Here is a 10,038-nt window from a genome sequence, read left to right as displayed (position 1 = left end):
TTTTTAAAAATTATTTATTACGAACGTGTTAAATATCTGTTTTTCATGCGTATTCTGTGCAGAACCTTTATGCGGATATCTATCGTAAGGAACATTACGGGCTCGTGGGCAATCATTCTGCCGTGAAAGTTTGCCACTGGACAAAAGATGAGCTCCTCGGCGGTCCCGGTTGTTATAAGAATACATTCTATGGAATAAAATCACATCAGTGTATACAGATGACACCGGCTTTGAACGCCTGCACCGAAAATTGTGCATTTTGCTGGCGTTTTCAGGGCTTCGACTCAATGCACATATCCAATGAAGACGATCCAGAATACATACTGGAGGAGAGCATCAAGCAGCATCTGAAGCTGATCTCTGGATTCAAGGGCAATCCAAAGGTTTCAAAGGAGATATGGGAGGAAGCAACTCATCCAAAGCATATGGCAATATCGCTGACTGGCGAGCCAACTCTCTACTCGAGATTGGGCGAACTGATAGCTGCAGCCAAAAAGCGTGGCATCAGTACTTTCCTGGTCACCAATGGAACGCTGCCATCCGTACTTGAGAGGCTGGATCCTCTTCCGACGCAGCTTTATGTGACTGTTGCAGCTCCCAATAAGAAGATATTCAATGAACTTCTGAATCCATCGATAGGAAATGGGTGGGAGAATCTGATGAGAACGCTTGAACTTCTGCCAAGCCTTGACACAAGGATCGTCATCAGGCATACCCTCGTACATGGTGTCAATATGCCGTACCTGGATGAATATGAAATGCTTGATAAAAAGGCCGATCCGGATTTCATAGAGGCAAAGGGCTACGTACATGTTGGTTCGTCGATGACAAAACTTATGGCATCCAATATGCCGTCACATACAGAGATCCTTGAATTCTCACACGATCTTGCGGACAGAATGGGATACACCTTTGTTGCAGACAGGGTTGAAAGCAGGGTAGCTATGATCGCAAAGGATCCATCAAAGGCAAAGATAGATTTCAGCAGCGTTTAAGGAAAATCTTTGAATATTTTTGATTTATAAAAAAGTTAGGAGTTTGAGGGAAACAGTAAAACTCTTTCTTCGGACAGGAGATACACGGACTTTTCCCCCATAGAATTATATCTAGGTAGGATCGTTGCGAACCGAATACACGCCTGTGGTTATAGCGATATATGGCTTTTACGTATGTCCGGAAAGGTAGAGACATCTTTGATGAAAGGAAGCTCCGATGCTTCAGCTGAGGAGTAGCTCACTCTATTTATGATCGAAGCCAAAGAGATTTCATCAGGTGTATAGAATTATTTCAGGTGTCTGCATCTAAAGGTCAACAGTGCAGATCACAGGATCCATAGATTGATATGAAAAGATTATTAAAGAAAAATGGGATTCACCTCGGAAGCCCTGTGGTGTAGTGGCCAAGCATTATGGGCTCTGGACCCATCGACGGCAGTTCGAATCTGCCCAGGGCTATTATATTATCCTCGGTATTATGAGCTCCCACATTATGAGGAACAGGACAAGGAAGCTCATCAAATACATCACCTGATTCACTACCTTTTCACTGGACAGGGCTTTGAATCTTCTACCTAAAATTATCAGAGTGTCTTTGAAAAACTGCCCACCATCGAAGAAGGCAAAGGGAAGTGCGTTGGTTATGCCGAGAAGTATGTTTATCCAGAAAAACCAGTAGAATGTATTTACCATTCCCCAGAAGATAAGCGGACTGAAAGGAACAGAAAACAGATCCGCCATTGCTGAGGGCACAGGATTGAATCCGTAGAACGGTAGACCTATGGCTTCTATGAAGCCCTCAACTGGATTCGAATAGAAGCCGCGCATGAAGATCAGATCTCTTATCTCACCCATTTGGTAGCCCGTTATGCCCATATAGGAGATCGAGATCCCGATGAAGCTGTATCCCTTATATGCGGGATTATTGGCACTTGGATCGTACTGTGCGTAATATCTGTATGCCGATGTTGTGGTCATATTATAGGTTTTTACAGTGTGGGAGGGCATCACCAAAACCTTCATCGAGATAGTATTTCCCGGTGGTATGGCGTCCAGAACATCGGCAAGAACGGTTTCATTCCTTATCTCTGTATTGTTTATTGAGAGAAGTATAGAGTTTGATGGTACGCTCACATTTGCTGCTGGATAACCGGGCAGAGTTGAAATTATCACTATACCGGCCATGGCCTGGACATGTTCCACTGTTTTTCCATTGAACAGACTGACTGAGACGTTCGTGCCCGGAGGAAGATTGGAGTTTATGAGAGCGTTGGTAACATTATTTCCTGTATAATTGCCTATGGCTATTATCTCATTGCCAGGGATTATCGATGGATTGACAGTCGTATCTGAGCTCTGCACGTAGACACCCTGATGCATCGGTACAGCAGAGGAGAACATTATGGTGGAGATTATGATGGCCAGCAGGACACCAATTATTATATTTATGCCCGGACCGGCCGCGAATATTCTCCTTCTCACAACCGGATCGGCCTGCATCATCTCTGATTCATCCGGTTCCACAAACGCACCAACCGGGACTATGAAGAATAGTACTCCAACGGAGTCAACCTTGAGCCCATGTCTCTTGGCCGTGACTCCATGCATCAGCTCATGGATGACCACAGAGATAACCAGCGCTACAATACCATATCCTATGGGTATAACAGGGTTTATGCCAGGTATACCAAGAAATTCGGTTACGGGTGGGGCCTGGCTCGGTCTGATGAACGAGGCAAGATATGCGCTATACGCCAGGCTTATGAGCGCAACTATTCCAGCCAAAATCACAATTATAACTGAAACCCTTGAGAACATTTTTGCTGGAAATTTCTTGGATATACTCTCTATAACTCCTCTGTTTTTTACAAATTTCAGCATTATTGCAGGACCAAAGAGAGAAAAATGCTTTGATTTTCTGATATATGGTGAAAGAAAATAAACCGCAGCTATCCATGAGAAGAGGAGTATTACAAATAAGTATATCCCATTCATTCTTGTCTATATTAAATCAGGAGTTATAACATTTCTCCAAAGACTGCATGATCACCCTTTCATCCTTTTTGTTCTGCTGGCTATTATCCTGTTTGCCTTGTTGATCAGGTACGCTATGAGATAGAGCAGTGAAATTACACCCAATATCGCTATGGCCAATCTATGTTCGTAATCAAAGGACGGGGTCAGCACATATATCCCTGAATATCCTATGTATATAAGAAGGCCAAACCTTATGGCGAAACCGGCAAAGTTTGAAAGAAAGAACCAGGGTGCATTCATCTTCAGCGTTCCAGCTGCCAGCGAAGTCACATTTTTGAAATAGGGTATGAAGGTGGCAACGAATATTGAAAAAGGGCCATGATCTTGTATCCATTTATCTGCGGCCTCAAGATCCTTTTCGGTTATCTTGAAATAAGAGAGTGCCTTGAGCAGTATTGCCCTGCCAGCAAGTCTTCCACCAGCATATTCTATACCCATCTCAAAGAGCATTGCGAGAACTGAGACAAAGAATGCCGCAAATATGTTGAACTCGCCTATGGACGACAGGTATCCGTAGAATGGTATTATGAGATAATCTGGAAGAGGGGCAAAGGCCACAACAAAGAACATACCTTCATATCCCGTTAAAGAGAAGGGGGACAGTATCCTTCTCTCATAGGAGTAATAAGACGAGATGTTGACATAATGTATGTATGCGTTGGTTAGAGCCACAACCGATGCAAACAGTATCAGCAGGGAAAAGATAAATCCGTAATAGGCATATTTCCCAAGTTCCTGATCGCCAGTAGGATTGACCTTCAGTATCAAGGATCTCGCACTTACTACAACTTTTTCCTTCAACGCGTCTTTTCTTGTCCTCTCTGTTGTACTCATCGTGGCCTCTTCGTCTCACAATTCAGGACATGGCTGTTATTAATTCTTTCCCTGAAGTTTTCATTGTTAGATCTGGGTTCTGCCCATATTGACAGTTCTATTTAGAAGTATTACAGCATACATCCCTATGCTTTTGCAAAGCGGCGCAGTCCTATTCAACGCTTAAAAAGAGAAATATTTTCATAGCTAAGAAAGTATTTAATAGTGAAAAGACTTGATTCCCTAATGGACATAGTGGTATCAGGTGGCACTGGGCTCATAGGAAAGGCGATAACAGAGATCCCTGGGAATAATTATTTCATAATAACGCGTGGAGGATCCAAAACAGAGGGGAACATAAGCTTTGTGAACTGGAACGAACTCGAAAGGATAAGAAGATGCGATGTGGTGATAAATCTCTCTGGGTTCAACATAGGTTCAAAACGTTGGAATCACAAGATCAAGGAAGAAATAATAAGGAGCAGAATAGAAAGTACAAGGTCCATGGTTAAATTCATAGCATCCCTTGAAGAGAAGCCTGATGTTTTCCTCTCTGGATCGGCTATAGGCTACTATGGATATGATGATAACAGCACATTCGATGAAAGCTCACCGCCGGGAACAGGATTCCTGGCTGAGCTTGCGAATGCATGGGAGGATGAGGCGCTTAAAGCCTCAAAACTAACCAGAACGGTACTGCTGAGGACTTCTAACGTACTGAGCAGTCGTGGAGGATTTTTATCCAGAATAATGAATACACGTTCCAGAAGAGTATACTATTTTGGTTCAGGGGTCCAGCCAGTTTCATGGATTCATCTTGAAGATTATGTCAGCGCAGTCAGCTTCCTTATAGAGAATGAGACCATAAGTGGACCGGTAAATATGGCTTCGCCTTCGCCAGTTTCGTTCAGCGAACTAGCAGGCGTCATATCAAAAGAGAAAGGCTATAAGACCATGCGCATTCCGGATCTGATAGGCCGCATTATCCTTGGATCCGAGATGTACAGGGAATTGATGAGTGGGCAAAAGGTGATCCCGAAGAAGCTTCTGGACTCAGGATTCCAATTCAAATATCCGGATATAGAATCTGCAGTAAGAAATCTCTAGATCAATCCCCGTTAAAGAATAGATCTTAACTGCGTTGATGATGAAACCAAATAAGCCTAGATGTAGAGCCATATTTTTAAGAGATTTTTTCTTTATCTTTTGTTTCTATACCAGTACCGTAGAGAGGAATGTCAGGGGTACCTTGATTTTCACCTTGTTTCAAATGTAATAACTAAACATCTTCAAGAAATATTAATAACCATGTTTGCATTAGGGCTGTAAGTGCTCGATAGAGCTGTCTTTACGGTGCTTTGAAAGCGCCATAAAGCCATACACGTTTGGGCAACTCCTGAGAGAGTCCCAGAGTGGTCGATCTATTATTTTAGATCGGCATACAACGTGTAACGGTATAAGGTGGTGAATTAGATGGCGACGCCTCATCATTCGAGAAGGGGGTCAATGGCATATTACCCCAGAGTAAGAGCGAAGAGTTTAGATCCAAAGATCCGTAGCTGGCCTGAGATAAAGGGAGAGGTAAAGGTACAGGGGTTCGCTGGATTCAAGGTTGGAATGACGCATGTGGAGATGATAGATTACAGGAAGAAGAGCGTCACAGCCGGACAGCCGATCCTTGTGCCTGTAACGGTTGTGGAAGTTCCGCCTCTCGATGTTATCGGTTATCGTCTTTATGACGAAGATCCGGAGGGGAATCTGGTCGTTACCTATGAAACATGGGCCAAGGATCTGGATAAGGAGATATTCAGGAAAATTCCTGAAGTCAAGAAAAATGTTGAAAGAGAACCGCCTGAATCATATGCTGATGTTAGGATAATAGTTGCTACAAGGAACAAGGATGTAGCTGGCATACCATCAAAGAAGCCGGAGATATTCGAATTGAGGATCGGCGGTGGCAATTCACTTAAGGATCGCCTGGACTACGCTAGGAATCATCTGGGTAAACAGATAATTTTCAGCGATTTCTCCAAGGCTGGAAAGTTTGTTGACGTGGTTTCAGTGACGAAAGGCAAGGGATTTACAGGCCACGTTAAGAGATTTGGAGTAAAACTGCTTCCAAGAAAGAACAGAAAGCACAGGAGGATGATAGGTACACTTGGTCCATGGCATCCTGACTGGGTAAGAAACACGGTCCCTCAGGCAGGTCAGATGGGATTCCAGCAGAGAACCATAAGCAACGTAAGAGTCATCAAATATGGGAGCAAGGATGACGTAGATGCTATAAATGTCCGTGGCGGTTTCCTCCATTACGGCATGGTGAAGAATGACTACGTTCTTCTGTTCGGTTCAATACCAGGACCTGCAAAGAGACTAATAAAGATGAGAGACCCAGCAAGGCAGAAGGTGCCAGACATAGAGGAAGTCAAACTTGAGTATGTATCATTGGAATCAAAACAGGGTGATTGAATACGAAGGTACCAATTTATTCAATTTCTGGTGAAACTAAGGGAGAGATCGATCTTCCAGAGATATTCGATACAGAGGTTAGAGAGGATCTCATAAGGAAGGCCTTCAGAGCTATTTCGCTTTCTATGAGGCAACCCTATGGCTCGTCACCTCTAGCTGGAATGAGGAGAGTGGGCCATACCACCAGACCAGGACTTGGCATTTCGAGAATGCCAAGGATAGCAGGTGGATCCAGGGTGGTCGGCATAGCCAGTGCTGTAGGTGGAAAAAGTGCGCATTCACCAAGGGTCACCAAGAATCTCTACGTCAAGATAAATGACAAGGAAAGAAAGATCGCAAAGTATTCTGCAATTGCACTCACAGCATCATCCGAAGCTGTCAAAAGGAGGGGACACAGGTTCAAGGAAGATCTTAAACTTCCAATCGTGGTGGAAGATGGTCTCGAAGGTATAGCAAAAACGAAGGATGCTATAGCACTGCTGAAGAATATAGGGGTGTACGAGGATATTGAAAGATCCAGTGAGGGAAAGCATATCAGAGCGGGTCGTGGAAAGATGAGAGGAAGAAAATACAGGCAGCCGAAGAGTGTGCTTATAGTTGCAAAGAACTCTTCCGCCCTGAAGGCATTCAGATCTCTGCCTGGGGTTGATGTGGCATCTCCGAACTCGCTCAGCATAAGGAAACTTGCCCCGGGTGGCGTGGGCGGCAGGCTTACCATATTCACTGAAGGTGCGATTGAATCACTGAAGGAGGTGAATCCATGAAGGGCGATGTGATAATATCACCTCTTTCCACAGAAAAAACTGCTTTAATGGCTGAAAAGGAGAATAAGCTGACGCTGATAGTCAGGAGAGAAGCAAACAAGGAAATGATAAAGAAAGAGGTAGAGGAAAGGTTCGGAGTGAAGGTTGAAGAGATCAACGTACTCATAACGAAAAAAGGAAAGAAGGCAATAGTAAAGCTGGCAAAGGAGTTCTCGGCTGAAGAGATAGCCGAGCGTATTGGTGTATTCTGAGGTGTATTATGGGTAAACATATAATTCCGCAGAGAAGAGGACATGGAAGCCTGGTTTACAGGAGTCCAAGTCACAGGCATCTAGCAGATATAAAACATGTTGCACCAGGATCATATGTGGTAAGGGACATAGTCCATGCGCCGGGCAGGAACGCCCCCCTCTTGGAATTGATGAGCAACGATGGAAAGAAGGCATACCAGATAGCTTTCACCGGAGCCTATGTTGGGCAGAACATAGTCGCTGGAAATGTGGATAACGTTGCGCCTGGCACAACGACGGTTCTCGCAAATATACCTGATGGAAGCTATGTATACAATATAGAGAGCAGTCCGGGAGATGGGGGAGAATTCTGCAGAAGTGCAGGTACGTTTGCACTAGTTGTTTCACACGGACAGCATGTGACATTGAAGCTGCCGTCCGGTAGAATGAGAGATTTCGATCCAAGATGCAGAGCAACGGTTGGTGTGGTGGCAGCTTCAGGTCTTAAGGATCCACCGATCCTCAAGGCAGGTACGCATGTTCATTACCTTAGGAGCAAGGCGAAGCGTCCGTATACGGTAAGGGGTGTTGCTATGAATGCTGTGAATCATCCGCATGGAGGCGGAAACCACCAGCATGTAGGTAGGCCAAGTACCGTTGGAAGGAACGCTCCGCCAGGAAGGAAGGTAGGAAGGCTTTCACCGAAGAGGAGGAGAGTAAATGGTCGTTAATAAACAGGGCTCTGTTAAATCAATAAAGAGAAAGGCAAGGAAGTCAAGGAAGGTAGTGAGTGGCAGGGCTAAAGAGTTCAGCTATAAGGGTTATTCCCTTGAGGATCTCCAGAAGATGAGTCTAGAGGAACTCATTAAGATCCTGCCAGCAAGAGCAAGGAGAACTCTTTCCAGGGAGCCGAACTACGAGCAGAAGAAACTCATGGAAAAGCTCGAAGGAGACGAGGAGGACATAAAAACCCATGTCAGAGACGTCATAATCCTTCCAAACTATGTTGGCAAGATAGTTGAAGTTTACAACGGGAACAGTTACTTCAAGTTCGAAATTAAGCCAGAGATGATTGGGCACTATCTGGGAGAATTCGTGATGACAAGAAAGGAGGTAAAGCACTCTGGGCCTGGTGTAGGTGCTACTCGTTCGTCTAAATTCATGCCGCTGAAGTGATCAACATGAAAGGATATTCAATGGAAATTGAAGGAAATCATGCAAGGGCAAGGATAAGAGAGGCGGAAATTTCGTTAAAGGATTCCGTCAATATCGCACATCATCTTAGAGGTATGCCACTCTCAAGGGCGAAGGAAATAATCGATGGTGTCATAAATAAAACATATGCAATACCCTATTTCAGATATCTAGACTCGGTTTCCCATAGACCGGGGATCGGCCCTGGGAGATATCCAGTCAAGGCGGCAAAGGCATTCAAGCAGTTGCTGGAAAATGTCGAGAACAACGCTGAGTTCAAGGGAATGAACACGGATAATCTTATCATCCGACACATAGCAGCAAACAAGGGCAGGATGATCAAGAAGTACACGCCAAAAGCCTATGGAAGGGCGGGTGCAAATTTCAAAGATCTAATCAACTTGGAGGTAATAGTCACGGAGGGATCAGAATGAAGGAGAGAAAATTCATCAATGAAGCGGTTAAGAGGCTACTCGTTTACGAGTATGTTGTCAAGGAAACTGAAAACGCTGGCTTCGGAAACATGATAATGAAGAGAACTCCGTTTGGCACAAATATAACGCTTTACGTTAACAGACCAGGCCTTGTTATAGGAAGACGCGGCAGCAAAGTACAGCAGATGACCGAGACTCTTGAAAAGAAGTACGGTATTGAGACGCCTCAGATCGAGGTAAAGGATGTGAAGGACCCTGATCTGAATCCATCAGTCATCGCGAAGAAGATCGCACTTTCTCTCGAGAAAGGTTGGTCCTACAGAAAGGCAGGCAATACGTCTCTGAACAGAACGATACAGGCAGGTGCAAGAGGAGTATTGATAAAGATATCAGGGAAGATATCCGGAGAAAGAGCAAGGTACCAGAAGTTCATATATGGAAACGTTAAATATTCAGGAGAACCGGGAAGCAAGGGTATGATAACGGGATTCTCTACAGCAAAGCTCAAGGTAGGTATATTGGGCGTGACGGTCAAGATACTGAATCCAGATTACAAGCTTCCAGATGTGTTCAGCATAGAAAATATAACAGGAGGTGAAGAGGTTGGAACTGAGAGCAAAGCAGATAAGGCAGATGTCGAAGGAAGAGAGGCAGGAGACGCTGAAGAATCTTAAGGAGAGCCTTCTTCATGAGAGGGCCCTGATATCAATGGGAGGTTCTTCTCCCAGTCCTGGCAAGGTACGTGCAATAAGACGTCAGATAGCCAGGCTATTGACAGTTGAGAGGGAGGAAAAAAGGTAAATGAAGGATAAAAATTTCACCGGCATGCCCAAGGAGTTACAGCCTTGGGAAGGATTCGGAAGAGAAACGCAGGCCGTTAAGATAATGGTTGACAAGAGAAGGTATGGAAAATTCGTCACCATAATAGAAGGCATAGATCCAAAGACAGAGGACATTGAAAAGATAGCCAAAGAGCTAAAGAAGAAGGTAGCCTCAGGCGGTACAGTGAAAGAGGGAAAGATAATTGAACTCCAGGGAGACCATAGGCAAGAGGTCAAAAAATACCTCGAAGACATGGGATTCAAAGCGAGCGTGGAATGAG

At 44.5% G+C, this 10,038-nt stretch carries 13 protein-coding genes and 1 tRNA gene; 12 read left to right on the top strand and 2 right to left on the bottom strand.

Going from position 1 to position 10,038, the window contains the following annotated elements:
• The first annotated feature begins 56 nt into the window (after nucleotides 1-56).
• Together twy1 and DMB44_RS07505 are read left to right on the top strand one after the other, a co-directional pair.
• Nucleotides 57-995, top strand: a complete 939-nt coding sequence (gene twy1 / locus DMB44_RS07510; protein WP_110642375.1) for a 4-demethylwyosine synthase TYW1 — start codon at nucleotides 57-59, stop codon at nucleotides 993-995.
• Between the two features lie 386 nt (nucleotides 996-1,381).
• Nucleotides 1,382-1,454, top strand: a tRNA-Gln gene (locus tag DMB44_RS07505).
• On the opposite strand, the gene DMB44_RS07500 is transcribed toward DMB44_RS07505, so the two are convergent.
• Together DMB44_RS07500 and DMB44_RS07495 are read right to left on the bottom strand one after the other, a co-directional pair.
• Nucleotides 1,455-2,990 carry a site-2 protease family protein gene (locus DMB44_RS07500; protein ID WP_110642373.1) on the bottom strand — a complete coding sequence of 512 codons (1,536 nt, stop codon included), beginning with the start codon at nucleotides 2,988-2,990 and terminating at the stop codon, nucleotides 1,455-1,457.
• Nucleotides 2,991-3,041: 51 nt separating this feature from the next.
• Nucleotides 3,042-3,866 (bottom strand): DedA family protein, encoded by an 825-nt coding sequence (locus DMB44_RS07495; protein ID WP_110642371.1) that lies wholly within the window; start codon nucleotides 3,864-3,866, stop codon nucleotides 3,042-3,044.
• A gap of 225 nt (nucleotides 3,867-4,091) precedes the next feature.
• Here DMB44_RS07495 and DMB44_RS07490 point away from each other — a divergent pair, with 225 nt between their 5' ends.
• The 10 genes from DMB44_RS07490 (at nucleotide 4,092) to DMB44_RS07445 (ending at nucleotide 10,037) form a co-directional block, all read left to right on the top strand.
• Nucleotides 4,092-4,952, top strand: coding sequence for a TIGR01777 family oxidoreductase (locus DMB44_RS07490; RefSeq protein ID WP_110642369.1), 861 nt, complete (start codon nucleotides 4,092-4,094; stop codon nucleotides 4,950-4,952).
• A 366-nt stretch (nucleotides 4,953-5,318) separates the two neighbouring features.
• Entirely contained in the window at nucleotides 5,319-6,314 is a 996-nt protein-coding gene (rpl3p, locus tag DMB44_RS07485; protein ID WP_110642367.1) for a 50S ribosomal protein L3, read from the top strand.
• Entirely contained in the window at nucleotides 6,311-7,078 is a 768-nt protein-coding gene (gene rpl4p / locus DMB44_RS07480) for a 50S ribosomal protein L4 (RefSeq protein ID WP_110642365.1), read from the top strand. Before rpl3p ends, rpl4p begins: the two co-directional genes overlap by 4 nt.
• On the top strand, nucleotides 7,075-7,329 hold the full coding sequence (locus DMB44_RS07475) for a 50S ribosomal protein L23 (protein ID WP_110642363.1): 255 nt from the start codon (nucleotides 7,075-7,077) through the stop codon (nucleotides 7,327-7,329). Before rpl4p ends, DMB44_RS07475 begins: the two co-directional genes overlap by 4 nt.
• Before the next feature lie 8 nt (nucleotides 7,330-7,337).
• On the top strand, nucleotides 7,338-8,039 hold the full coding sequence (locus DMB44_RS07470) for a 50S ribosomal protein L2 (protein ID WP_110642361.1): 702 nt from the start codon (nucleotides 7,338-7,340) through the stop codon (nucleotides 8,037-8,039).
• Nucleotides 8,029-8,484 carry a 30S ribosomal protein S19 gene (locus tag DMB44_RS07465; RefSeq protein WP_110642359.1) on the top strand — a complete coding sequence of 152 codons (456 nt, stop codon included), beginning with the start codon at nucleotides 8,029-8,031 and terminating at the stop codon, nucleotides 8,482-8,484. The genes DMB44_RS07470 and DMB44_RS07465 overlap by 11 nt, the downstream gene beginning before the upstream one ends.
• A 5-nt stretch (nucleotides 8,485-8,489) precedes the next feature.
• Complete coding sequence (locus tag DMB44_RS07460) at nucleotides 8,490-8,936, top strand: 50S ribosomal protein L22 (RefSeq protein WP_201796954.1); 447 nt, start codon at nucleotides 8,490-8,492, stop codon at nucleotides 8,934-8,936.
• Nucleotides 8,933-9,610, top strand: a complete 678-nt coding sequence (locus tag DMB44_RS07455) for a 30S ribosomal protein S3 (protein ID WP_110642355.1) — start codon at nucleotides 8,933-8,935, stop codon at nucleotides 9,608-9,610. Before DMB44_RS07460 ends, DMB44_RS07455 begins: the two co-directional genes overlap by 4 nt.
• On the top strand, nucleotides 9,570-9,737 hold the full coding sequence (gene rpmC, locus DMB44_RS07450) for a 50S ribosomal protein L29 (protein WP_110642353.1): 168 nt from the start codon (nucleotides 9,570-9,572) through the stop codon (nucleotides 9,735-9,737). The genes DMB44_RS07455 and rpmC overlap by 41 nt, the downstream gene beginning before the upstream one ends.
• Nucleotides 9,738-10,037 carry a translation initiation factor gene (locus DMB44_RS07445; RefSeq protein WP_110642351.1) on the top strand — a complete coding sequence of 100 codons (300 nt, stop codon included), beginning with the start codon at nucleotides 9,738-9,740 and terminating at the stop codon, nucleotides 10,035-10,037. It begins immediately after the preceding gene.
• Nucleotide 10,038 lies beyond the last annotated feature (1 nt).

The sequence above is a fragment of the Thermoplasma sp. Kam2015 genome, assembly GCF_003205235.1.
Taxonomy (GTDB): domain Archaea; phylum Thermoplasmatota; class Thermoplasmata; order Thermoplasmatales; family Thermoplasmataceae; genus Thermoplasma.
The sequence above is the reverse complement of the archived record's forward strand: the minus strand, read 5'-3'. Positions and strand labels throughout refer to the sequence as shown.

Bases quoted from the DNA above. Each gene is read 5' to 3' on its own strand.
- DMB44_RS07500 (WP_110642373.1), bottom strand. From the start codon at position 2,990: ATGAATGGGATATACTTATTTGTAATACTCCTCTTCTCATGGATAGCT.
- DMB44_RS07495 (WP_110642371.1), bottom strand. From the start codon at position 3,866: ATGAGTACAACAGAGAGGACAAGAAAAGACGCGTTGAAGGAAAAAGTT.
- DMB44_RS07490 (WP_110642369.1), top strand. From the start codon at position 4,092: ATGGACATAGTGGTATCAGGTGGCACTGGGCTCATAGGAAAGGCGATA.
- rpl3p (WP_110642367.1), top strand. From the start codon at position 5,319: ATGGCGACGCCTCATCATTCGAGAAGGGGGTCAATGGCATATTACCCC.
- DMB44_RS07475 (WP_110642363.1), top strand. From the start codon at position 7,075: ATGAAGGGCGATGTGATAATATCACCTCTTTCCACAGAAAAAACTGCT.
- DMB44_RS07470 (WP_110642361.1), top strand. From the start codon at position 7,338: ATGGGTAAACATATAATTCCGCAGAGAAGAGGACATGGAAGCCTGGTT.
- DMB44_RS07465 (WP_110642359.1), top strand. From the start codon at position 8,029: ATGGTCGTTAATAAACAGGGCTCTGTTAAATCAATAAAGAGAAAGGCA.
- DMB44_RS07460 (WP_201796954.1), top strand. From the start codon at position 8,490: ATGAAAGGATATTCAATGGAAATTGAAGGAAATCATGCAAGGGCAAGG.
- DMB44_RS07455 (WP_110642355.1), top strand. From the start codon at position 8,933: ATGAAGGAGAGAAAATTCATCAATGAAGCGGTTAAGAGGCTACTCGTT.
- rpmC (WP_110642353.1), top strand. From the start codon at position 9,570: ATGTCGAAGGAAGAGAGGCAGGAGACGCTGAAGAATCTTAAGGAGAGC.
- DMB44_RS07445 (WP_110642351.1), top strand. From the start codon at position 9,738: ATGAAGGATAAAAATTTCACCGGCATGCCCAAGGAGTTACAGCCTTGG.